Origin of the sequence: Mesobacillus jeotgali (genome assembly GCF_900166585.1) — a bacterium.
GTDB classification, from domain to species: Bacteria; Bacillota; Bacilli; order Bacillales; family Cytobacillaceae; genus Mesobacillus; species Mesobacillus jeotgali_A.
Genome location: NZ_FVZC01000009.1, coordinates 702,981 through 727,561, shown reverse-complemented (window position 1 = coordinate 727,561; position 24,581 = coordinate 702,981). Strand labels below are relative to the sequence as shown.

Sequence of the window (24,581 nt, the reverse complement as noted above, 5' to 3'; positions counted from 1 at the left end):
TCCAATAGTTCGATGTCTTGGGCTATTGTTCTTTTTATTCTAACATCTTCACAACGCTGGAAATCTTTTTTTAGCTTTCTTAGTTCTTCGTGAAAGATCAGATATTCATAGTTGGTATTCATAATCACCCTCATTATTCTTTGCTGTTCTAAGAAATATTTTCCCATTTTTCGCTTTCATCAAACAATTTATTACTGATTAATAGGTGATTAAGCTAACATTACCATTAAGCATGTGTGAAAGAAAAGAGGTAATTTGGGGTTATTTGATTTTCCCAATTGAGGCTGCTTATGGTAATTTTTACAGTGCCAAATTGTTTCTCATGATAGACAAAGCCTTTCGGACAGCCCAGCGTTGATGCTCATGAAAAAGGTTAACGACAGCTGTGTCGAATTCTTTCCATTCTAGATGGTGATCTATCTCGGTAGGACCATCCACCTCCCCGGAGATATGAGTAAAATAGAAATTCCCTTCACCCAGATAATGTTGTTCGTCTTTTGTTGAGTAAAAATATCGTTGTGCTTTGCCTACCCATTCACCAATTGAGAGTATCTTTCCAATTTCTTCTCTGCCTTCTCTAACAAGGCACTCCTCGTGACTTTCTCCATTTTCCAAGCCGCCACCTGGAAGAAAATACTTCCCATCATCAGTACTGACTAAAGCGATCTGATCCTTATTGTCATTAAAAATGATTCCATATACTCCCGGTCTCCATATGTATTGGACACCAGCATCCTTTTTGCCAAATATAATCATATCCATGTCCTATCAGTTAATTAGATAAGTTTCTGTATTCCAATCTCTACTTCTAGTTTAATTTCAAGAGTTTATATCGATTGCTCCAATGAACAGATGGTCCATTAACCTTTCGTGTTTTAGTAACATTTCTAGGTGTTGCAAAGGAAATTGTTTTGTCTGAACGTCATTCCACTTCTTACGTCTTATTCTTCTCCATGAGGTTATTAAAGAATAAACGCGATATTCTTATTGTAATATATTGTCATAAAAAAAGCCTATTTAATGTAAAAGGGAGTCCAACTGAAAAAGATTATAGTACGGTATGTCCATATGGTCATTTCATTTTCTATCAAGTTTACTTAATATACAGAGCAATTGATAGATTTTAACGGGTGCACATTCCAGGACTTTTGAAAACATAAGGACTCTTCCTAATCATAATTGGTTCTTTCATGTTGTCTTAAAATTAATAAAGGTTTATTTGGCAAGATAAGCTTTTCTCATGATCGTCGAGGGATTGGTTTCCTTGGAAAATGGTTATTAGCTGATGCTAATAGATCAATGTACTTTTACCAAAAATCAATAGGGGTTGATATAAACCGGGGCTTCAAGTATGGGTGCTAAATCAGCTAAAAACAAAAGCGTGGATTCTTATATAAGACTCCACGCTGACATTATCTGCTGCTTTTTATAAAAGGCTGTTTTCGTAAAGATTGTTGTTAAAATCCTAAAGCCGATTTTAACGTGATAAAAGCTATTTTGCAGGTCGGTACTAAGTTGGCAAGCTCTTTTCTCTTATTAAGCGTTAATTGTGAAGAAACTTAAGTAATTCCATCCTATTTTGTAGTCAATAGCAACAAAGTTTGAAAAAAGAGCCTTATAAAAATATCACCGGAACTGCTGCAGCCAACAAGAGATAGCGAAGGATGAATCCCCCTGTGAGGACAGCACTTTCTGTCAAAACAGTTGCTGCGATACCGTATGTTCCTCCTGAAGCAATCTCCAATCCAGCTCGGCCAGAATTAAGCTTCTTAAAATTGAATAGCTCCATCCCTTCGATGATAATTGGAACGACGAGTCCTGCTGCAATCAGTCCAATCCAGAAGAGAGCACTGTATTCTCCTGATAAGAGCATGGATACCGATTGTGAGGCCGATTCATTGGTTGAAGATGTAATCAAGAACATCGTGAATATCAGGAATACTTCAGCAACCAGCAAGGTTAAGTGGGTTTTTTTAATGGACGTCACATGATGGATGACTTTTTTGTCAACCACAGCTGCGCCAAGCATTGTGCCGGCAATCCCTGTTGAAAGTGCAGAGACAACGAACAGGATTGGCAAGATGGCTGTGTTCCAAAGTGGAACGGCACCGATGACACCGATTAGGAATCCTGTGTAAATGGCAGTTGCTACAGCAAATACGATGCCGACATATTCAATGATTTTGTTTATATCTTTTTTCAGCAGCTCCATTAAGGCTATATAAGCTGAAGCCATCATGAAAAAGCTGATGAAATACGTGCCGATTGTCATGACTGAATTAAAATTGGTAAATAAATAGATGAAGCGTAATGGATCCTTCAGACCTGCTTCGGCATCTACAATGAGAAGCAAAAGACCTATTCCCATAAGAATCGGGCTGATCAGCCTGCCGACAATGCGTAGGGCAACTGCATCAGGATATTTCCTCGCCGAATAGGAAGAAGTTAAAAACGCCCCGGCGCTCAGTCCAGCCAGGAATAAATAGGCTGCGATAATTGTTCCCCAAACCATTATAATCACCTCGCGTAGTAAATTTTTGCCTTGCCTAGATCCTGTCTCAAAGGCTTGGCATTCAATTTCACAATAGCTTTTGATACTTCGCTGTTCGGATCATCAAGGTCGCCGAAAATCCGGGCATTGCTGATACAAGTAGTGACACAGGCTGGCTGCTTTCCTTCCGCCACCAGTTCTGAACAGAAGCGGCATTTTTCCACTACCCCTGTCTTGTGATCCTGCGTCCTGGCCCCGTAATGGCAAGCAACCATGCAATATTTGCACCCTATACATTTTTCATGGTCTACGAGTACGATGCCATCTTCTGTCGTGTAGGTTGCTTTTGTTGGACATACACTTTCACAGGGAGCATCCTCACAATGCTGGCATTGAACCGGGATGATTTCATTCTTGACGTTCGGGAAAACACCTGTTTCTTTTTCATAAAACTTAATAAAAGACTCTTCCACCGGAAGCTCATTCTGCATCTGGCAGCTTACCCGGCATGCATAACAGCCGACACATTTCCTAGTGTCTATTACCATTCCATAGCGTGCCATCAGCCCTTCACCTTCCTAACCTTCACGATTACTTCGTGGATATTTCCTGCTCCGCTCCATTTCTCAAAATCGAACGGCACATGCTCCATGTATCCAAAGCCGACACCGTATCCTGTCTTCAAATCCTTGGATGTTATTCCATAATGGCTTGGAACAAAAATTGCTTCTGGGTGAATCCTTTCGGTAACCTTGACGCGGATTTTGCTGGCGGCTTCACTGGATTTCAATTCCACCATATCGCCATCCTTGATTCCCAGAGCTTTCGCACGTACAGGATTGATCCAGATTCTCTCTAAATCATAATCCTTCGTAATCTGCATCAAAATTGGTATATTTGCAGTCTGAGTATGGCTGTGGATCGCCTGTTTTCCTGTGATCAGCCGGAATGAATCATCCGCAGGGGCAACCTTTGGCTCAACCCATTCCACGATTGGTTTAAAGCCAGCTTCTTTGTACGTTTCACTGTAAAATTCAACTTTTCCAGACGGTGTTTTTAATTTTGGCATTTCACCCATCATAATTTCCTGTGCAGGAAACATGATCGTTCCTTTTTCTCTCAGCTGCTTATATGTGACGCCAGTCGGTGCCAGCATTGCCTCATTCAATTCATCAAGGGTGAAATTGAAGTATTCTCCGATGCCGCAAGCTTGTGCTAACTCTGTATAGATTTCATGGATTGGCTTCGTCTTCGGGTGTACTTTTTCAACCATTTGCTGCCTTAAGGCGATTCCTGGCATCTTCCCAGACAGCCCTTCAATCACTTCATCGCGTTCAATGTATGTCACTTCGGGAAGAACATAGTCCGCCAGCTGGGCCGTTTCAGACATTTGGACATCGATCGCAACGACAAGATCCATTTTTGAAAAGGCTTCCTTCATCACTTTAGGATTACCGTAGCCTAGCGCTGCATTTGAATGGTAGTAAATCGCTGCTTTCATTTTTCCTTCTAGAGCTTCTTTGGCTACGATGGTGGCTACACCGTTGTCTTCATAAGCCAGCGGGAATTCTTTTTTGCCCGCTTTTGGAGCTTCTGGTTCTTTTGGACTTGGATGTTTCTCTTTATCCAATTTCCCAAGTGAAGGCTTCCCACCGAAAATACTTCCGCCTTTTTGCTGGTAATTTCCCAATAAAGCATTGAACATCGCGACGGCACGGCCCGTTTCGGTACTGTTTTCATAATTACATCCGAACGCCCCTCTCCATGATTGTTCAATCAATGCCTTCGGTTTCGCTTTCCCCATATCGATGGCAATGCGTGTGATATCCTCTGCAGGAATCCCGGTAATACCCGCGGCCCATTGCGGAGTGTACTTCGTCAGAGCTTTAGCATATTCTTCAAAGCCAACTGTATAATTCTTAATAAATTCAAGATCGTGCAGGTTTTCCTTAATTAAAACATGAGACATTGCCAGCACCAGGGCGAGGTCTGTTCCCGGACGAATGGCCATCCATTCTGTAGCAAGATTGCCCGTGTTATTTAATCGAGGATCAACTATGACAATCTTCGCACCGTTATCCCTGGCCGCAGCCAAAGACTGGACAGAACTTGGACGTATTCCATCGCCATAGCTTCTGCCAATGAACATGATGTATTTTGCATTGCTTATGTCCGCGCTGGTTGCTGTTTCACCAACTGTATGAAGAAAGCCAGCATCTCTGGAATTCGAACAAACGACATGGTGTGTATAATAGTTGGACGATCCAAGAGCATGTATAAACCGTGGAGAATAAAATTTTCCTGATGCCCTGGGGTCTTCTGTAAGTGCCACTGCCTGCGGACCATGCTCTTTAATGATTTTGTTTAATTTTTCGGCAATTTCTTTATATGCCTGGTCCCAGCTAATTGGCTCGAATTCATTTTTCCCCACTCTTTTCAACGGCTGTGTCAGTCTGTCTTTAGAGTATACAACCGTCGCATACCCATGCCCTCTCGCACATAGCTTCCCTTTAGAATATGGATGATCAGGGTGCCCTGTAAGCTTCCACAAACGGCCATTCTTTATATGTCCTATCATTCCACATTTGCTTGAGCATGCATTACATGTACTAGCAATCTCCTTGATATCAACGTTTGCACCAGCTTTTGCATATTCCCTGGACCATTCATTAAAACCGACAGTGCCCGCAGAGGCAAGAGCAGCTGTGGCGGCAGAAGCTTTAATGAATCCGCGCCTTGATAGTTTTGTTTCTAGCATTGAATTAGCCCTCCTTTTTCTTTTGACCCTTCCCCGCCTTCAATGAGGCAGTCTCTGGTATGATTTAATACTCTAAGCGAACAGTTCGTTATTCTCACAGAAAGCATCACCACCTTCAGGCTATAAATCTTTTTATTTATGAAATTTGTGCTCTGCTTCGATTACCTTTATCAACATTTCAGTAATCCTTTCATAAAACGGATGGATGGATTGCACATTAAGCTGTCTTTCAAATTCAGTCAGCCAATCCAAGTGATCACGGATGAATCCTTTGCTGAATTTTTCAGGAGCATTCTCGATAAAATATGCAGCCAACTCAAGCAGAATGGATAAATGATCGGGTATTCCCCGGTACTCATTGGGAATTTCTATTTGCAGTTCATTTAAAATGAAATTAATATGCATTGCCGGGTCACCTAACAAGTAACCTTTTTCGCAGGCAAAAGGAAGAGTACAAGTTTCATCTTGTGTCCATGGTTTATAAAGAGATTCAATTGGAAAAACGGCATTTTCTTCTGCAGATCCGATTGCTTTGGTATGTATACGGCAAAACTGACCAAAGTCATCAGGCAAGATTCCCTCTAATGAAAATTCAACACTATAAAGGTCAGTGACCAATGACTCAAGGTTTTTCAGAAAATCTTTTTGCTCCAGCTCCCTCCAAATCTCCAAAGAAGGAGGCTTATATAAGTCTGCAAAAATTGTAAAAACCCTCGCTGCCGCTGCCTTCCTATCAATAATCTCAATCATCTAGATACACCACCTTTCGATTACATCTTCACTATATGGCAACCAAGTTTGTGAAACAATAAACATTCTGTGGAAAATACCCCGTAAGTATGTAAAGGAATACACCTAGTTTTTATTCAGGGATTTTGAGTGGGATTTTCGAAGGGCAGTCTGGAATGTGGGCTACTACTAAATTTTTAAACCTTTATTCCTTTAACTGAATGAAAGATTGTGAACAATCCTTTACATCTGTTTGAATTTATGGCGAACACGCCTTTTTTTATATAGATTAATCGTAAAATGATAGAGTAGAAATTATGAATTTCGAGGTGACCTTAAATGTCGCTGATTGGCAATTGGATCGAAAGCTTGAGTTATGAACAAGAGATTTCTGATGCCTGTACAAGGAGAATCAGTAATATGGGTTCCTGTACAGCTTGTATAGACGAATGTCCGGCAGATGCAATACATCTGGATAATGGAAAAATAAATATTAATGGAAAACTATGCACTACATGTGGTGTCTGTATCACGGTCTGCCCAGTTCAGGCAATCAAAGGTCAATCTCCCGCGCGGAAGGTCATTCAACATTACTTGTTCCTGCAGGATGACTCCACTTGGCCTACCATGGTTGAGCTTCTCTATTATCATAAAAAGGGGATACGGATTATTCATAAACCTTTGTTTAGCGAGGATTTAATGGAGCGGGTCGACCTGGCGAATGAACTATTGAACAAAATGAATTCTGAACCAATGATTTTGGTAAACAATGTGGTTTTGGAAAAAGAGGAGCAAACGAAGATTTCCAGGCGAGCCTTATTTACGAAGCTTGCATATGACAGCAAAAAGACCATTCTTACTTCTATGACTCCAATTAAATGGCGATTCAATGAGCGCAGCTTTCAAATTCCAGGCTTTTACAAGGACTGGTCTTTTTATGAAGTAAAGATGAATCTAGAAGACTGTACGTTATGCGAGGCGTGCTTTAAGATTTGTCCTTCAGATGTATTCAACCTTGATGGGGATTCACTGAAACTTACTGATCACAATTGCAGCGGTTGTCGTCTCTGCATTGATATTTGCAAGGAGAATTCGATAGAAATTATGCAAAATTTTCATAGGAGTGCAGAAATCAGTTATAAAGTGGTCAAGAACTATTGCAATAAATGCAAAATTGATTTCTATTCCTGGACCGAATCCGAAGAATGTAAAATTTGCAGCAGGACTGAAAAACCGGCTTTCTTCCTGTAAAAGATGGATGCAAAAGAGGCAGCAACCAAACAGTATAAACAATTACCGGAAGTTGCTGCCATTTTATATAAGGCAGTTTTCGCATTCATTGCTGCTTTTAGAACAATTCGTTTATCTGAAGGTTCCAAAGATTTGTCCAGAAAGATTCGGAACAGATTTCTTTTAAAAAACAGAAGCAGGACTATACTATAATTATAGAACTAACAAAAATTCCGAATAAGACTTATAAAAAAAACTAGGAAGTACGAGCTTCCTAGTTCGATGTTATTCTTCCTCACCAAGAAGGAAGTCCGGATTCAAGTCTTCAAATTCATCATCATCGATTCCATGACCCCACTCATCTTCATCGCAGTCACATCCGCCTGGATGAGTGACGACACAAACCTTCGTTTCACCAATGACTTCCACCAGGAATTCCCTTTCAACATGAACGATGATTTTATTGCCATTTGGCGAAATGACAGCTTCAATGCAGTTAGGCTGCTGAAGAACTTCAACAAGGACATCATGGTCATCCAGGCAATCCGGATCACGGTATTTAAGCTTGATGACATCGCAGTAAGTAACTTTCTCCGTGACTACTTCTGTTTTTGTATTGTCATCGTAGGAGTACCAGATGTTGGCTTCGTAAGACCCGTTTACCTCAACCACTTTTCCTACCTTTTTCGCCTTGTACTTATGGTTTATGACCCAAGCGCCCAGAATGCTGCTTGGATGATGCGCTGGGTTGATCGTATGATTGGACTGTGTGAATTTACGTCCTTTCGCTACGACGGCTTTCGTGATAATCTCTCTGTAATCTCCCATGCGAGCGAAACCTCCTCAATCTTTTTCAATTCATCCTATGCGTGATATTAGACTAGTGTGCGATTAATTTTAGAACCACTGATAAAAACTTAGGCATAGTTCATTGTATGCCCACACGCCCTGAATGTTCCCGATTATAAAAGATGATGGGGAATTCGGTTGTATTTATGACAGGTGAATGTATATGAGAAGAACCATGGAAAAAGAACCGTATTGTAAAAAAACAAATAACATTTCAGATTTAAAAATGCCCTCAGAAACTTATCAAAAGTGATATGGGCATAAAAAAGACACCTGCTAAAAAAAACAGGTGTCTTGTTTTTATAATTAATGTTCGTGACTGTGGCAGCTTGCTCCGTTTTTGAGTGAAGCGCCCGTTTCACCGCGAAGAATATCTCCTCCAGTTGAGGCGACAACTTCATCTGTAACAGCATTTGAAATAGTTGTTGCGACAAGTTGCAGCAAGTCATTTACATCAATCTGTGATTGCTTGAATTCCTGGACAACTGGAATTGCGTCAAGCTGCTCTTCTAAAGAAGCAATCTTTTCTTCAGTCTTCTTCAAAGCTTCTGTTTTTCCGTAGTGCTGGAAATTAACTGCTTGTTTTTGGAGACCTTTAATAGAAGAAATAAGTGTTCTAACTTTTTCATTCTCATGGATCTGTGCTTCTGCACGTTTGAAAAAGTCAACTTCCTCCGTTTCCGCAATCATTCTTGCGATTTCTCTTGAACGCTCGATAATGTCATCTTTATTGAATTTTGCCAACTTAATTCACCTCAACTGGTTCGATTTCTTCTACCATTTCCCCGTTTAAAGACCATGTTTTTGCATCTGTAATTTTTACTTTTACGATTTTGCCGATTGCCGATTTCGGTCCAACGAAATTGACAAGCTTAAGCTTGCTTGTATATCCAGCAAGTACATCAGGATTGTTTTTACTTTCGCCTTCGACCAGTACCTCTACAATTTGATCCTGATACTTCTTCATTGACTGGGCAGATTGCTCATTCACCAGTGCATTCAGGCGCTGCAGTCGTTCCTTCTTCACTTCCATAGGGACGTTATCCTGCATTTTAGCAGCCGGAGTTCCTTCCCTAGGAGAGTAGATGAATGTATAGGCTGATTCATAGCCAACCTCACGAACAAGAGACATTGTATCCTCGAATTGTTCCTCTGTCTCGTTCGGATACCCTACGATAATATCTGTCGTTAAAGTCACATTAGGAATGGCCGCCTTGATCTTGCGCACAAGTTCTAGATATTGTTCCCGTGTATACTTACGTGCCATGATCTTCAATACATCGGTAGAACCGGATTGTACCGGCAAATGGATGTGGTCCATGAGATTTCCGCCTTTTGCAAGGACTTCAATCAAGTGATCATCGAAGTCACGCGGATGGCTTGTTGTAAAACGGATTCGAGGGATATCAATCTTCCTCATTTCGTCCATCAAGTCCCCAAGACCATATTCAATATCAGTAAAATCTTTTCCATACGCGTTTACGTTCTGGCCAAGGAGGGTAATTTCCTGGTAGCCCTGGGCTGCAAGATGACGGACTTCCTGGATAATATCATCAGGACGGCGGCTTCGCTCTTTGCCTCGTGTGTATGGAACGATGCAGTATGTGCAGAATTTATCGCAGCCATACATAATGTTTACCCATGCCTTAATATTTCCACGGCGCACCTTTGGAAGGTTTTCTATTACGTCCCCTTCCTTTGACCATACTTCAACAACCATTTCTTTGGACATATACGCTTCCTGGAGGATATGTGGCAGACGATGAATATTATGCGTACCAAAAATCATATCAACCTGGTTATAGGTTTTCAGAATCTTGTTCACGACAGATTCTTCCTGGGACATACAGCCACAGACTCCCAACAGGAGGTCAGGCTTCTCCCTTTTTAAATGCTTCAAATGTCCAAGTTCTCCGAACACCTTGTTTTCAGCATTTTCCCTGATTGCACATGTATTCAGGAGAATGACATTTGCGTCCTCGACACTGTCAGTAGGCTCATAACCAAGACCCAGGAAAATACCAGCCATGACCTCAGTATCATGTTCATTCATCTGGCATCCATAGGTACGGATATAGAACTTACGGCCTTCTCCCATACCGATAAATTCTTCTGGGATGTTAAAGTCCTTATGGTACTTTACTTCTTCTTTTCCGCGCTTTTTCGCATCCTTTAAAGAAGGAGCTGTATATACTGATTCAAAGTACTTGCTATAATCCTTGCTGGATTTTTTGTCCGAAGAATTTCCAGTTAGTACTTGCTGTCCTTCCAAGCGTTGGTTTTCGTTCATTACAGATCTCCTTTCATTAGAAAGCGTACAGGCAGTTTATAACCCAGAACCTAGCGCCAGGTATAAAAACTCAACCTGCAAAAGGGGTATATTCCACCCCGAAAATATTAAATATACACATTATTATAGTATAAACTCTCGAATCAATGATGACAATAGCAGGCAATGGAAATAGAGCATTCACGGCAAAAAAAGCCAACTTAATCATATTATCTTAAATCTTTCATTATCGTAGTGATACTTGTCACTTAATCAATGATTCATAATATCCTTGAAAAATAAAACCCCAATCTATTAATGATTGGGGTTTTGATTCAATCCGGCAAATTCTGTTACATGAATTCAGCAACCAGCTTATCAAAATGAGCCTGGTCAAGCTTAAGGTCTGCTTTAGAAAGCGGAGTCTCAGAATAACCGCTTACCAGATCCTGATATGATTTGCGCTCTGTATTTTGATAGATTAGTCCTGTAACCAATCCGTTATGTTTCATCAATGTCTGCATCGCTGCTTCACGGTTTAATGGATCATAACCATCGATATCGCTTAGCTTTGTAAGGTTTTCTTTGAACCAGTCGTATGTGTTTACCTTGTTGTAAGTTACACAAGGGCTGAATACGTTGATAAGCGAGAAACCTTCATGCTTGATACCTGCTTCGATCAGGGCAGTCAGGTCTTTCAGGTCAGTTGAGAAGCTTTGAGCCACGAAAGTAGCACCAGCTGTCAGTGCCAATTCCATTGGAGAAATAGCTTGCTCAATAGAACCTGCTGGAGTTGATTTTGTCTTGAATCCAGCAGCCGAACGCGGAGAAGTTTGCCCCTTTGTCAGACCATAAATCTGGTTGTCCATGACAATGTAAGTGATATTGATGTTACGGCGGATCGCATGGACAGTATGTCCCATACCGATCGCGAAACCGTCTCCGTCACCACCGGAAGCGATAACAGTCAAATCACGGTTCGCCATCTTAACGCCCTGTGCAATTGGAAGCGCACGGCCATGGATTCCGTGGAAGCCATAAGAATTGATATATCCAGAGATACGGCCAGAACAGCCAATACCTGAGATTACAGCCAGATCTTCGGGCTCAAGGCCTACATTCGCAGCAGCGCGCTGCATGGCAGCTTGTACAGAGAAGTCGCCGCAGCCTGGGCACCAGTTTGGTTTTACATTATTGCGAAATTCTTTAAAAGTCGCCATCCTAGAACAACTCCTTGCATTTTGTGTGGACTTCCTGCGGCAAGAATGGATTTCCGTCGTACTTGAGGATCTTGTGGATCTTCTCATGTCCTCCGACATTCATTTTCATGATGTTTGCCAGTTGTCCAGTCGCATTGTTTTCAATAACTGCCACTTTCTTCGCAGATTTTACAAGCTGCATCATTTCATCAGCAGGGAATGGGTGGATCAGACGTACATGAGCGTGGTTTACTTTCAAACCATCCTTCTCAAGTCTTCCCATTGCCTCTTCGATTGCGCCTCGTGTAGAATTGAAACCTACGATCAGCAGATCAGCTTCTTCATGCGGAGCATTTTTATGGATTGGCGTATCGAACTTCAGATTACTGATTTTGCGGAAACGCTTATCCATCTGGGCAATACGGTTCGCTGCAGATTCTGAAGGTTTTCCTGTCTCATCATGTTCAACACCTGTTACGTGGTGGATTCCGTTTTTCATTCCTGGAATTACACGTGGCGAAACACCATCTTCTGTCACTTCATAACGCTTGAAGTAGCCCTTATTTTCAATTTCAGGAAGTTCTTCCGCAGCCAGCTTGCCACGGCGGATTTCCACTTTTTCAAAGTTTAACGGCTCAACCGTCTGCTTTCCAAGTGACAGTTGAAGGTCTGTCAACACGATAACCGGGCATTGATACTCTTCGGCAAGGTTGAATGCTTCTGCTGCATCATAGAATGCTTCCTGAACAGTACTCGGAGCCATGACAATCTTAGGAATTTCACCATGGGTTCCATAAATCATCGCCATAAGGTCTGATTGCTCCTGTTTTGTAGGAAGTCCTGTTGATGGACCGCCACGCTGTGTATCAACGATAACAAGCGGTGTTTCAGTGATTCCAGCAAGACCGATTGCTTCCATTTTCAATGAAAGGCCAGGACCGGCCGATGCAGTAATGGCACGGACACCGCCATAGTTAGCGCCAATTGCCATTGTTGCAGCTGCGATTTCGTCTTCTGTCTGAATGACAGTACCGCCAAGAGCCGGCAGCTTCTTGATCAGATATTCCATGATTTCTGATGCAGGCGTAATTGGATAAGCAGCCATAAAACGGCAGCCTCCTGCAACTGCACCCATGGCGATTGCATCATTACCGATCATGAACAGGCGTTTCTGTCCATCAGCCTTTTCAAGCTGCATCGTCTCAGCGCCAGACAATTGTTCCTTCGTATATTCGTAGCCAGCTTTAATCGCTTCCATGTTTTTATCGACAACTTGTTGACCTTTGCGTCCGAAGATTTCCTGGACGACTTCCTCGAAAACCTGGATATCCAGGTCCAGGATTGCACTAGTCGCACCAATTGCGACCATGTTTTTCATAAGAGATGTTCCAAGTTCAGTAGCCATTTCCGTAAATGGAACCGCATACAATGCAGCTTGAGTATCTTCTGGCTTCTTAGGGTCAAACTTGGCATCAGCTAAAATGACGCCTTTCTCATGCAATTCCTTGTAGTTTACATCGATCGTTTCCTGGTCGAAAGCTACAAGAATATCTAAATCGTCAGAAATAGATCGAACCTCTGTAGTGCTTACTCGAATCTTGTTATTTGTGTGCCCGCCCTTGATACGTGATGAAAAGTGACGGTAGCCATACAAGTAGTAGCCTAGACGGTTCAATGCAATAGAGAAAATTTCCCCGGTAGATTCAATTCCTTCTCCCTGCTGTCCGCCAACTTTCCATGAAAGTTGATTGATCATCTCTTACACCCCTTTAGATACGTAAAAAAATATGTAAAAACGCTTCGTTATTAAGTGTAGCACTTTTCCAAGTAATTCACTAGACATTACCGGATATCTCTCGAGAATCCTTTAGAAATCTAGCAAATGGATGGTACTAAACGCTTACAATTCTAGACCTATGTGAATAAAAAAGCAACCCTTTCAGAATAATTATTGACGAAAATATGAATATTTTTTTATTTATTAAAATATTGTAGAAATGTTGTACTCTTACCGTTGTCTGCAACTATTTATATCGGCTGTCACTATTGAACTAAGCCACTTTGCAGCGGGAGTCTGGCAGCCATGTTTTCGTAAAGGAACTTACGGACTTGTATATCAGTATAATATTTTTGCAATTCATTACAGAGATTCTCATATTGTTCATTTCCTGATAGATTTTTCACAGTAAATTCTATACCGTCAAAATCCGAGCCAAAGCCAACATGATTCTCTCCACCTAGAGAACAGATATGATCAAGGTGGCGAAGAACGTCATCTATGGATGCTGTTTCTTTTCTGCCTGATAAAAATTCCGGGACAAAGGTGATGCCAATGACTGAATTCCGCTTGATCAGCTCTTTAATCTGATCATCCCTCAGATTCCTTGGATGCGGGCATTTCACATAACTGTTTGAGTGGGAGGCAAATACGCTCTCTGCCACTTCTAGAACATCCCAGAAACCCCGCTCTGATAGATGAGAGACATCACACGCTGTTTTTGTTTCATTCAGCAGCTGGACGACCTGACGGCCAAATTTTGTAAGCCCAGCTCCCCGTTCCTCCATCGCCCCGTCTGCCACATGATTCGCATAATTCCAGGTCAATCCTACCGAACGGACTCCAAGTCGCAGCAAAGTCCGCAATTTCAGTAAATCCTGTCCTATAGCATCACAACCCTCGAGAGTTAGTAAGGCACCAATTTCATTTTCAGCAAGCTGCCCGATTTCCGCCCTGTTTGTCACCAGCTTCATTTGAGGATTTGGCGAAAGGACCTTTTCATAGAACAAGTCAACCATCCTTAAAGCTGCTTCGAATTTTAAATCAGGATGAACCGATTCCGGCACATAAATTGCAAACAATTGGACTCTGGTTCCTGACGAATTTAGCCTTTCCAAGTTAACCTGCAATTCAGCTGACTGGCAAAAATCAAGTGTCGGGTTGATAAATAATTTATATAGTACATCACAATGTCCATCAAAGATTTTCAAATAAATTCCTCCCCGCATCAATTATACAAAATAAAAAAGAAACCTGCTTGCACATGCAAACAGGCCAGTAATATATCAATGGATTCTTATGTGTATGGCTTTATGCGCCCTACCCCACTAGCGGGGTTCAACAATCAATTTGATGGCTGTACGCTCTTCGCCATCAATCAGGATATCGGTAAATGCCGGGATACAAATTAAATCAACTCCGCTAGGTGCTACGAACCCTCTTGCGATCGCTACTGCCTTAACGGCCTGATTCAATGCACCCGCCCCAATTGCCTGAATTTCTGCGCCCCCTCTTTCGCGCAGCACTCCAGCAAGCGCACCAGCTACAGAATTAGGATTAGATTTTGCTGAAACTTTTAATATATCCATTCCTGGCTCCTCCTTATTTTATCCCGTTCTGAATGCCCTGCGTGGACATCCAGGTTAGTCTGTTCCACTGCTACTATATTCAGGAGGAAGCTCAGATATGACCGTCACAAAAAAATTCACTGTGACATATAACGATTAGTAAAGCAGATTGTTTCGATTCTTTTTAGGACAAGATCATTATCAGTGTAGCCAATGTAAGCTTTCATAATTTTAATTGTGTACTTATATGGCCTTTTCCCTTTACATTAAGAATCTATTGCATACGGTTATAGCACCCTTATGCGGCCTTCTCTATTCTTCATAAGGGTCCATTTCATCGGGGGTAAATTGCTCTTTTCGATTGTCATACTCCTCCCGCCAACTTTCCAAAGGGAAATTAAAAGACTGCTGATAAGCTGAAATTAGCTTGTCTGCAGTCTCTATGGTTGTAGCCTATTTTATGAAGCTTCATTCATAAAAGGGGTGGTCATCATTAATCAGGACTTTTTGGATTTTTACTGCTTTGCCAGTCTTCTTATCCAAATCTATTAATACTGCTGAAAGCTGGTTCCTTCCATCCTTGGCTACTTCGAAACGTGTAGGAAGGCTTGTCATGAACCTTCTAAGCACCGCTTCTTTTTCCACTCCTAATATCCCATCATACGGGCCAGTCATGCCTACATCGGTCAAATATGCCGTACCAGAGGGCAGTATTCTGTCATCTGCTGTCTGTACATGAGTATGCGTACCGACTACAGCGGAAACCCTCCCATCAAGGTACCAGCCCATAGCCTGCTTTTCGCTAGTTGCCTCTGCATGAAAATCCACAAAAATGAGGGAAGTGCGCTTTTGGGCTTCCTCAATCAATTCATCCGCTTTTTTAAATGGGCAATCTATTGGCGTTAAGAAGGTGCGGCCCTGTAAATTGATAATTGCCAGCTCTTCCTGGTTGATTTTTAGATAAACAATCCCTTTTCCAGGAACTTCTTCAGGAAAATTAGCAGGCCTGACCAAATATTTAGCTCCATCGATGAATTCAAAAATTTCACGATTATCCCATGCATGGTTGCCTAGGGTTACAGCCTGTGCACCCTGCTCAAGAAACTGTCGATAAATCTTTTCGGTGATCCCTTTTCCGCTCGCAGCATTCTCACCATTTATGATTGTAACTGTCGGCCGAAATTTCCCCTTTAACTTTGGCAGGTATTCCGTTACCATATCACGACCCGGGGAACCTACTACATCTCCTACAAATAAAATCCTCATTGCATTCACATTCCTGTCTAAGATTAAATTGATTAGTAAAATTGTATCACACTATAGATTTCAGATGAAAACTATGTACAAAGTCATTTTCGAAAAAGGACAAAAAATAAAAGCGGCGCTTAAGCACCGCTTTATTTCGCGTATTCAACTGCACGAGTTTCACGAATGACTGTAACTTTGATATGTCCTGGATAATCGAGCTCTTCCTCGATTTTCTTGCGGATATCACGAGCGAGGCGGTGTGCCTGCAAGTCATCGATTTGATCAGGTCTAACCATGATCCTGATTTCCCTGCCCGCCTGAATGGCAAATGATTTCTCGACTCCCTCATAGGATTCTGAAATCTCTTCCAGCCTTTCAAGACGGCGGATATAGTTTTCAAGCGCTTCGCTGCGGGCACCTGGCCTTGCAGCTGATAAAGCGTCAGCGGCTGCAACAAGTACTGCGATGATCGAAGTTGGCTCAGTATCACCATGGTGGGAAGCAATACTGTTGATGACAACAGGATGTTCCTTGTATTTCGTACCCAGCTCAACGCCGATTTCAACGTGGCTGCCTTCTACTTCATGGTCAATCGCCTTTCCGATATCATGCAGGAGTCCTGCACGGCGGGCCAATGTTTCATCTTCACCTAGCTCAGCAGCAAGCAATCCGGACAATTGGGCTACTTCCATAGAATGTTTTAGTACATTCTGTCCGTAGCTTGTACGATACTTCAAACGGCCAAGAATTTTGATAAGGTCTGGATGAAGCCCGTGTACTCCCACTTCGAAGGTAGTCTGTTCCCCAACCTCACGAATATGTTCATCTACTTCACGTCTTGCTTTCTCAACCATTTCCTCAATTCGAGCCGGGTGAATACGTCCATCCTGGACAAGCTTTTCAAGAGCTAAACGGGCTGTTTCACGTCTGATTGGATCAAATCCGGATAGGATAACCGCTTCCGGAGTATCATCAATTATGAGGTCAATTCCCGTCAACGTTTCCAGGGTGCGGATATTCCGTCCCTCACGTCCGATAATCCTGCCTTTCATTTCATCATTCGGAAGGTTCACAACCGATACAGTCGTTTCTGCGACATGATCAGCCGCACACCTTTGAATGGCTAGTGAAAGTACTTCTTTCGCTTTCTTATCGGATTCTTCTTTCGCCCTGTTTTCGTTTTCCTTAATCATTAGTGCAATGTCGTGAGCAAGTTCTTGCTCAGTACGCTCCAAAATGATGGATTTAGCCTCATCACGCGTTAAGCCCGAGATGCGTTCCAGTTCAGCCTGCTGATTTCGTACCATCTCGTCCACTTTGCTTTCCATCTCTTCAATATGCTGTTGTCTTTTGGAAAGAGCGTCATCTTTTTTCTCTAAAAGATTTTCACGTTTGTTCAACGAATCATCTTTACGATCAAGATTCTCCTCTTTTTGCAATAAACGATTTTCTTGTTTTTGCAGTTCATTTCTTCGTTCACGAATCTCACGCTCTGCTTCTGTACGCAGCCTGTGATTTTCATCCTTAGCCTCCAGCAGGGCTTCCTTCTTCATAGCCTCTGCTTCACGCTTCGCATCTTCAACAATTTGTTCTGCGGCGTTTTTGGCACCTGCAATTTTTGCTTCCGCAACGGATTTACGATAAAAATAGCCAACAACTGCACCGACGAATAGGCCAAGCAAAATGGAGATGATTGAAATAATTGGATCCATCATTTTCACCTCCTCTTGCTATGAACTTGTGTTACGTTTTTTAAAGTGTCGGCATGTACATTGTTACAAGCATCAACATACAGCTCTAATGCTTTTAAACGTTTTTAATACCATGAAAATGTAAAATATACATTTTTAATTGTAAAGCTGCCAATTTTTATTGTCAAGGGTTTGTCCCATACGGATTCCACTGATTTTGATTAATTATTCAATCAATTCATATTTTTAGCCAGACAGCAACATAAATAAGGTCTCCTGACATTCAGGAGACCTTAAGCAAATCTATTAATCCAATTGGAATTCTTCCTGGTCTTCATCTGTTTCAGTTACAGTGAACTCACCATCAAGGCCGTAGTGGTCACGAATCTTTTTCTGGACTTCAAGACGGATGGACGGGTTTTCTTTAAGGAACAGCTTGGCGTTTTCCCTTCCCTGTCCAAGACGCTCACCATTATAGGAATACCAAGAACCGCTCTTATCGACGATATCAAGGTCTGAACCCATGTCGATGATCTCACCCTCTTTGGAAATCCCTTCGCCGTACATAATATCCACTTCAGCTGTACGGAATGGAGGCGCAACCTTGTTCTTGACAACTTTAATCTTAGTTTTGTTACCTACCATATCATTTCCCTGCTTCAATGTTTCAGCACGGCGCACTTCAAGACGCACACTTGAATAGAACTTCAAAGCACGGCCGCCTGGTGTAGTCTCAGGATTCCCGAACATAACACCGACTTTTTCACGAATCTGGTTAATGAAGATAGCGATAGTCTTAGATTTGTTGATAGCACCGGAAAGTTTACGCAGTGCCTGGGACATCAATCGAGCCTGAAGACCGACGTGGGAATCACCCATCTCACCCTCAATTTCTGCCTTAGGGACAAGAGCTGCAACGGAGTCAATAACGATGATATCGATTGCTCCGCTTCGCACTAATGCTTCCGCAATTTCCAATGCCTGCTCTCCTGTATCCGGCTGTGACAGAAGAAGTTCGTCAATGTTTACACCGAGTTTCTGTGCATATACAGGATCCAGCGCGTGTTCAGCGTCAATGAACGCTGCCTGGCCGCCATTAGCCTGCACTTCTGCAATTGCATGAAGCGCAACTGTTGTTTTACCAGAACTCTCAGGTCCATAGATTTCAATAACACGTCCGCGAGGATAGCCGCCTATTCCCAACGCTACATCCAGTGCAAGAGAACCACTTGGAGAAGTAGAAATCTTAGTGTCTGTCTTCTCCCCCAACTTCATGACCGATCCTTTACCAAATTGCTTTTCGATTTGTTTTAATGCCATATCTAACGCCGCTTGACGATCACTCACTCAATCTTCCTCCTTTTATATAAAAACGAACCAGCATGCTGCCTGTCCGCAAATCTCTTATTTAAAGCCTACTATTACTATACCTTTTTCCATGCAGTTTGTCCATTAAAAAATCGAACATTTATTCGTTTTTTTTAAGGCGAAAAAAATCAACAAAACTCAATTTCTGATGCAGTTTTAACTAGATTTAATATGTAATATACCCTTTAAAATACGTTTTTGGCAAAAAGTCTGCCTATTAATTATCCATTCCATAAAAAACACGGAAGCATATTCACTTCCGTGTTGCTGATAATCTATTAATTATGAGCTGGCATCCAAATTTTACTGACCTGCTCCTGATTGCTGTACGTGACCCGCTCAGGCTTAGTTTTTCCACATGTACTGGCTGCCCCTTTATATGCACGCCGATGAAAACCGTCCCTGGCTGATGGCCTTCCAGACTTTCGGGGCCAGCGACACCGGTGAAACTGATGCCGATATCCGATTTGGCAATCGACGAAATATTGACTGCCAGCTCTTCTGCGCATTCCTTGCTGACAGCCCCATAGTTTTCTATTATTTCGGGTCTGACATTAACGAGTCCGATTTTAGCCTCATTGGAATAGCAGACAATTCCGCCCTTGAATAGGCTGCTTGCACCGGAAACAGAAGTCAATTCCTGCTGGAACATTCCACCCGTGAGGCTTTCCGCTGCTGAAATCGTCAGGTTTCTGCTTTTCAATAGTTTGGATAGTTCCAAGATTAACGAGGTTTCATCGTAACCATAAAAAAACTCGCCAACTCGCGACATGATTTCAGCTTCCACTTTATCAATCAATGTTTGGGCCGTGCTGTTAGCATCAGCTCTTGCCGTCAGCCTCAAGGTGACTTCACCGTCGCCAGCAAGCGGGGCAATCGTAGGGTTGCTTTGCTGATCAATCAAATCCTCTATCTTTGCTTCAAGTGCTGCCTCGCCGATTCCAAAGAAGCGCAGGACCCTTGATTCAATTCTTGACTGGTTCCCATTTATTCCAGCAATGGCTTCCTGTCCATATTTTATGAACATAGGCTCCATTTCTGAAGGAGGGCCTGGCAAAAGCATATACTTATGATCTGCAGTTGTAAGGAACATGCCAGGAGCCATGCCATTTTCATTTTTAAGGATAACAGAGCCCTCAATAACAAGTGCCTGCTTCCTGTTATTCTCGGTCATGACCCTTTTCGTTTTATCGAAATAAAGCTCGATCGACCTCATCGCTTCTTCATCAAGTACCAGCTTCTTACCGAGCTCCCCGGCAATTGTGTCTTTGGTCAGGTCATCTTTAGTCGGCCCCAGGCCGCCTGTAAAAACAATCAGCTCTGCCCGCTCTTGCGCGATACTGATTGCGCTTTTCAGTCTATCGGGATTATCCCCGACGACTGTATGATAGAATACATTGATTCCTAATTCCGCAAGCTGCCTGGAAAGGAATCTGGCATTTGTATTGACAATTTGCCCGAGAAGCAATTCGGATCCAACTGCAATTATTTCTGCATTCATTTGTCATCCTCCTGGCAAATTCAACTATTTAGAATTACTGAATACTTGTTTGTTCTTAGCGAAGTAATCCCATCCAGACCAGATTGTAAAGAACATGGCCACCCACAAGGCGATATCCGCAAACGGGATAGAGAAAGCTTCAAAAATAATGTTATGAAGCAACAAAGCAGATATTGCGACCGTTTGTGCCCACATTTTGATTTTGCCCGGCATTTTGGCAGCCACTACCTCACCGCCTCCTGCGAGCAATAAACGAAGTCCCGTTACTGCAAATTCCCTGCTGATGATAATGATGACAATCCATGCAGGTGCATACCCTAGTCCAACAAGAACAATCAGTGCCGAAGACACCAGCAGTTTATCCGCAAGAGGGTCAAGAAATTTCCCCAGATTGGTAACTAGATTGTGTTTTCGTGCAAGATATCCATCAACCCAGTCTGTTACAGAAGCGAAAATATAAATCAACGCTCCTACTAAATGTGTGACCGGCATTGTTGTTCCAAGCAGGGAAATTTCACCCCAGGAAAATGGAACGATCATCACGATCATGAATAACGGAATCAATAAAATCCGTGAAACCGTAATTTTATTTGGCAAGTTCATATCCTATTCCTCCAGATGATAAATACACAGCGATTTTGCTGACTTCTTTCATTATATCCAATATGTAAATAACAACATTAAATTTGCCTATGATAAGAAAAGCGCAGGCGCCTTGGTCAGCCCCGAAGCGTTTCAAGCGCAGGCAGACGCTAATCTTATGTTGATAATTCATATCCTTATACAGTAAGTATAGCCCGTATAAACAAACGTCCATACGGGCATTTTGAAGCGGAAATTGTGCGCAGGCATATATAAAAAATACGCATGCACTGCAGCACTATTTTACATACTTAATGGTAATTAACTGGGTCATATCTTCTTCAGGTGGAACTTTATACTCAACCTTTTGGTCGTTTACATAAATTTCTGTTTCTGGTGCCCGGCCTACATTGATGACTGCCTGTGCTTCGTTGGTCAAGTCTTCCGTACGACTTTCATTTTTGCCTTTAACCAGCGTTTCCTGGAAGATTGTTTTGGAACCATTAGAAAGTCCAACCCAGGTTTGTCCCAGGGAAACGATCTTAATGACAAATTTATCGGTATTCTTCAGTTCGTACACTGTATTGCTGCCACTGCTGGATGCGACAGTAAGCTCCTGTGCAGGAGTTTCAGGTTCTGCTTCTTCTTCGGCAGGTTCTTTATCAGCCGAATCCCCGGATCCATTGCCATCTTCATCAACGGACTCATCTTGAATCTCTGCAGGTTCTTCAACCTTTGTTTCCTTGCCTGTCGTTGCCGGCTCTTTTGCTTCATCCCCCGCATTTTGGACAATCAGATACCAAACCAGAGCTATGGCGCCAATAATGAAGATTCCAATCAATATCTTTGGAAGTACGTCCAGGACTTTCGAAGTTTCAGGCGAAAAACTCTTTCTTGACTGTACGCGGGACAGCTGTTCTGGCAGCTCTTCGTTGTATGTAGATGGAATTTCGGATTTATGCTGTTCAAATAGCTGATCTGGATCAAGTCCGACTGCCTCGGCATACTGTTTTATAAATGCCCGCACATAGAACTTTCCGGGCATCATAGAATAGTTTCCTTCTTCAATGCCAAGCAGATAGCGTTTTTGTATTTTCGTGATGGACTGAAGTTCGTCCAGGCTGAGGCCTTTTGCTTCACGGGCTTCCTTTAAAATAATTCCTAACTCAGACACATTAACACCTTCCAATACTGTTAAAAATCAAATCCCCCAAAATCAGAATCAGTAAACATGTGATTCTTCTGGACCATATCATAAATGATTTCTTCATCAGGATTATTTCTCAATTCGATAATATAATCAAAATCATCTATTGTATATTCCGTATTCTGGACAAAAATATCCGGATGTTCAACTACCTTTATCGCAGGCAGACGCATGATTTCCCTGACAAGCTGCCAGTGCTTTTCATTTGCCCTCCGAGTGGAAACAATACCGTCAATGATAAATAAGTTATCTGCATTATACTCATCCTCAATGAGCTGATTGCGTATTGTCTGTTTCAATAATGTTGAGGATACAAAAAGCCACCTTTTATTGGCACAGACACTTGATGCCACAACAGATTCTGTCTTGCCTACCCGGGGCATTCCGCGTATCCCAATCAGTTTATGGCCCTCCATCTTAAACAATTCTGCCATAAAATCCACAAGCAGTCCAAGTTCATCCCTTACGAAGCGGAATGTTTTTTTATCATCGGCGTCACGCTGTATGTATCTGCCATGTCTGACTGCCATCCGGTCACGCAGCTTAGGCTCCCTTATCTTTATTACCCTTATTGTATCCATTGTATTTAAAATTGACTCTAACCTCTCAATTTGATCATCATCTTTTGCAAGGATCAAGAGGCCTCGTCTTCCTTCATCCACCCCATTGATCGTAACTATGTTAATCGACAGCATCCCAAGCAAAGAGGAAATATCACCTAGCAGTCCTGGACGGTTAATCACAATTTCATATTCCAAGTACCATTCTTTCTTCTCCATCATTCTCCTCCTCTGCTTTGCCAATAATTGCGACACATTTTGACATCGAATATCTAGCTACTATAATATATGATTTTCTAAGAAGATGAAAGGAAAAACAAGCCAGAAAAGAAAACTGGCGAAAAGTCCCCTGATGTACCCATAAAAATAAAAAAAGAGAGGATTGAAAGTCCCCTCTTTGCCTAATTCACTTATCTTGTTCCGTTGTTATGAACCAGCTTTACCATCATTGTAGCAATGGCATGCTGCTCGTCAGGACTTGCTACTGACCAAAGATCTGCAAGGACTCTTTCCTGTTCGTTCTTTGGGTCGACATTCTTGGCAAGATAGTCCCCGATCTGATAGGCAAGATCACCCATCACTTCTTTATTCATTCCCTGATCCTGCGCCTGATTAAGACGGTCTCCCAGGAAGTCTTTCCACTGATTCCAATTATCCAATACGGACATATTTGACAACCTCCTTGTCTTAAAATAGTACAAGGTTATTTTGCATTCGTTCTTAAAGAATTATTCATAATGCGATATGATTAGAAAATTTGTCACATTTCGTTCAGGTTAACCATCCGCCGTTGATTGCCAATACCTGTCCGGTAATATAGGAAGATTTTTCAGATAAAAGGAATTCTACACCGCTGGCCACTTCCTCAGGATGCCCTAGACGTCCTGCTGGAACCTCCGCAGCAATAGCTTCAAGTTCCTCAAGTGAAAACCCTTCAACCATCGGGGTTTCGATCACTCCCGGGGCTACTGCATTCACTCTTATTTTTGAGGGTGCCAGTTCTTTGCTGAGTGCTTTTGCAAATGACAGCTGTGCTCCTTTCACCGTGGAGTAAGCCACCTCGTAAGATGCTCCTGTTTGGCCCCAGATCGATGACACGATTACTATATTCCCCTGTCCTTTTTGGAGCAATTTAGGTATAAGCTTTTTTGTTAAAAGAAGAGGAGAAGTGATATGTATTTGTATCAGGGATTCTGCCTGATCTTCAGTTATGTCCTCAAGCAAACCGTATAAAGCATTGCCAGCATTATGTACGATGGCATCAATGGAAAAAATCTGGTCAGCTAACTCCAGGTACCCAGTCTTTGAAGCTAAATTAGCCCTGACCGGTATATATTCACCTCCATAGGTGTCAATTTCTTCAAGGAGTTCGCCAATCCCTCTATCGTTCTGATGGTAATGAAGATATAGTGAATAACCGACGGATGCCAGCCTTTTGGATATTGCCATGCCAATTGCTCCACTTGCTCCGGTTACGAGTGCGAATTTTTTCATTTTTTCTCTCTCCAATATTCTAATTAAATATGCGCCGGCATTGACCGGCGCATACATTCA

Annotated in this window: 22 protein-coding genes; 1 reads left to right on the top strand and 21 read right to left on the bottom strand. The window is 42.2% G+C overall.

Going from position 1 to position 24,581, the window contains the following annotated elements; genetic code table 11:
- Positions 1-300 precede the first annotated feature (300 nt).
- The 5 genes from B5X77_RS13580 to B5X77_RS13560 form a co-directional block, all read right to left on the bottom strand.
- On the bottom strand, positions 301-756 hold the full coding sequence (locus B5X77_RS13580; RefSeq protein ID WP_079508519.1) for an NUDIX domain-containing protein: 456 nt from the start codon (positions 754-756) through the stop codon (positions 301-303).
- 859 nt (positions 757-1,615) lie between these two features.
- Positions 1,616-2,512 carry an NrfD/PsrC family molybdoenzyme membrane anchor subunit gene (gene nrfD, locus B5X77_RS13575; protein ID WP_079508518.1) on the bottom strand — a complete coding sequence of 299 codons (897 nt, stop codon included), beginning with the start codon at positions 2,510-2,512 and terminating at the stop codon, positions 1,616-1,618.
- Positions 2,513-2,517: 5 nt separating this feature from the next.
- Entirely contained in the window at positions 2,518-3,054 is a 537-nt protein-coding gene (locus B5X77_RS13570; protein WP_079508517.1) for a 4Fe-4S dicluster domain-containing protein, read from the bottom strand.
- Complete coding sequence (locus B5X77_RS13565; protein WP_079508516.1) at positions 3,054-5,249, bottom strand: molybdopterin-containing oxidoreductase family protein; 2,196 nt, start codon at positions 5,247-5,249, stop codon at positions 3,054-3,056. Before B5X77_RS13565 ends, B5X77_RS13570 begins: the two co-directional genes overlap by 1 nt.
- 132 nt (positions 5,250-5,381) lie before the next feature.
- On the bottom strand, positions 5,382-5,999 hold the full coding sequence (locus B5X77_RS13560; protein WP_079508515.1) for a TorD/DmsD family molecular chaperone: 618 nt from the start codon (positions 5,997-5,999) through the stop codon (positions 5,382-5,384).
- 318 nt (positions 6,000-6,317) lie between these two features.
- On the opposite strand from B5X77_RS13560, the gene B5X77_RS13555 reads away from it, so the two are divergent.
- Positions 6,318-7,229 carry an indolepyruvate ferredoxin oxidoreductase subunit alpha gene (locus B5X77_RS13555; RefSeq protein WP_079508514.1) on the top strand — a complete coding sequence of 304 codons (912 nt, stop codon included), beginning with the start codon at positions 6,318-6,320 and terminating at the stop codon, positions 7,227-7,229.
- A 264-nt stretch (positions 7,230-7,493) separates the two neighbouring features.
- Here the strand turns inward: B5X77_RS13555 and B5X77_RS13545 are convergent, their stop codons facing one another.
- The 16 genes from B5X77_RS13545 to ymfI form a co-directional block, all read right to left on the bottom strand.
- Positions 7,494-8,036 carry an outer spore coat protein CotE gene (locus B5X77_RS13545; RefSeq protein ID WP_079508512.1) on the bottom strand — a complete coding sequence of 181 codons (543 nt, stop codon included), beginning with the start codon at positions 8,034-8,036 and terminating at the stop codon, positions 7,494-7,496.
- 327 nt (positions 8,037-8,363) lie between these two features.
- Positions 8,364-8,801, bottom strand: coding sequence for a YlbF/YmcA family competence regulator (locus tag B5X77_RS13540; RefSeq protein WP_079508511.1), 438 nt, complete (start codon positions 8,799-8,801; stop codon positions 8,364-8,366).
- A 1-nt stretch (position 8,802) separates the two neighbouring features.
- Positions 8,803-10,347, bottom strand: a complete 1,545-nt coding sequence (gene miaB, locus B5X77_RS13535) for a tRNA (N6-isopentenyl adenosine(37)-C2)-methylthiotransferase MiaB (RefSeq protein ID WP_079508510.1) — start codon at positions 10,345-10,347, stop codon at positions 8,803-8,805.
- A 332-nt stretch (positions 10,348-10,679) separates the two neighbouring features.
- Positions 10,680-11,546, bottom strand: coding sequence for a 2-oxoacid:ferredoxin oxidoreductase subunit beta (locus tag B5X77_RS13530; protein WP_079508509.1), 867 nt, complete (start codon positions 11,544-11,546; stop codon positions 10,680-10,682).
- A 1-nt stretch (position 11,547) separates the two neighbouring features.
- Positions 11,548-13,281, bottom strand: coding sequence for a 2-oxoacid:acceptor oxidoreductase subunit alpha (locus B5X77_RS13525; RefSeq protein ID WP_079508508.1), 1,734 nt, complete (start codon positions 13,279-13,281; stop codon positions 11,548-11,550).
- Positions 13,282-13,568: 287 nt separating this feature from the next.
- Positions 13,569-14,531 carry a dipeptidase gene (locus tag B5X77_RS13520; protein ID WP_176167314.1) on the bottom strand — a complete coding sequence of 321 codons (963 nt, stop codon included), beginning with the start codon at positions 14,529-14,531 and terminating at the stop codon, positions 13,569-13,571.
- Positions 14,532-14,630: 99 nt separating this feature from the next.
- Positions 14,631-14,891, bottom strand: coding sequence for a stage V sporulation protein SpoVS (spoVS, locus tag B5X77_RS13515; RefSeq protein WP_079508506.1), 261 nt, complete (start codon positions 14,889-14,891; stop codon positions 14,631-14,633).
- Positions 14,892-15,338: 447 nt separating this feature from the next.
- Positions 15,339-16,136 carry a TIGR00282 family metallophosphoesterase gene (locus B5X77_RS13510; protein WP_079508505.1) on the bottom strand — a complete coding sequence of 266 codons (798 nt, stop codon included), beginning with the start codon at positions 16,134-16,136 and terminating at the stop codon, positions 15,339-15,341.
- Positions 16,137-16,267: 131 nt separating this feature from the next.
- Positions 16,268-17,830, bottom strand: a complete 1,563-nt coding sequence (rny, locus tag B5X77_RS13505; protein WP_079508504.1) for a ribonuclease Y — start codon at positions 17,828-17,830, stop codon at positions 16,268-16,270.
- Positions 17,831-18,115: 285 nt separating this feature from the next.
- Positions 18,116-19,156 (bottom strand): recombinase RecA, encoded by a 1,041-nt coding sequence (gene recA, locus B5X77_RS13500; RefSeq protein WP_079508503.1) that lies wholly within the window; start codon positions 19,154-19,156, stop codon positions 18,116-18,118.
- Positions 19,157-19,430: 274 nt separating this feature from the next.
- The gene (locus B5X77_RS13495; protein ID WP_079508502.1) at positions 19,431-20,678 is read right to left on the bottom strand and encodes a competence/damage-inducible protein A; all 1,248 of its coding nucleotides are present in this window, start codon (positions 20,676-20,678) and stop codon (positions 19,431-19,433) included.
- A 24-nt stretch (positions 20,679-20,702) separates the two neighbouring features.
- On the bottom strand, positions 20,703-21,281 hold the full coding sequence (pgsA, locus tag B5X77_RS13490; RefSeq protein WP_079508501.1) for a CDP-diacylglycerol--glycerol-3-phosphate 3-phosphatidyltransferase: 579 nt from the start codon (positions 21,279-21,281) through the stop codon (positions 20,703-20,705).
- A 277-nt stretch (positions 21,282-21,558) separates the two neighbouring features.
- Complete coding sequence (locus tag B5X77_RS13485) at positions 21,559-22,434, bottom strand: helix-turn-helix domain-containing protein (RefSeq protein ID WP_079508500.1); 876 nt, start codon at positions 22,432-22,434, stop codon at positions 21,559-21,561.
- A gap of 20 nt (positions 22,435-22,454) precedes the next feature.
- Positions 22,455-23,246, bottom strand: a complete 792-nt coding sequence (locus tag B5X77_RS13480) for a DUF3388 domain-containing protein (RefSeq protein ID WP_079508499.1) — start codon at positions 23,244-23,246, stop codon at positions 22,455-22,457.
- A gap of 191 nt (positions 23,247-23,437) precedes the next feature.
- Positions 23,438-23,695 carry a DUF3243 domain-containing protein gene (locus B5X77_RS13475; RefSeq protein WP_079508498.1) on the bottom strand — a complete coding sequence of 86 codons (258 nt, stop codon included), beginning with the start codon at positions 23,693-23,695 and terminating at the stop codon, positions 23,438-23,440.
- A gap of 103 nt (positions 23,696-23,798) precedes the next feature.
- The gene (gene ymfI, locus B5X77_RS13470; protein ID WP_079510233.1) at positions 23,799-24,521 is read right to left on the bottom strand and encodes an elongation factor P 5-aminopentanone reductase; all 723 of its coding nucleotides are present in this window, start codon (positions 24,519-24,521) and stop codon (positions 23,799-23,801) included.
- Positions 24,522-24,581 lie beyond the last annotated feature (60 nt).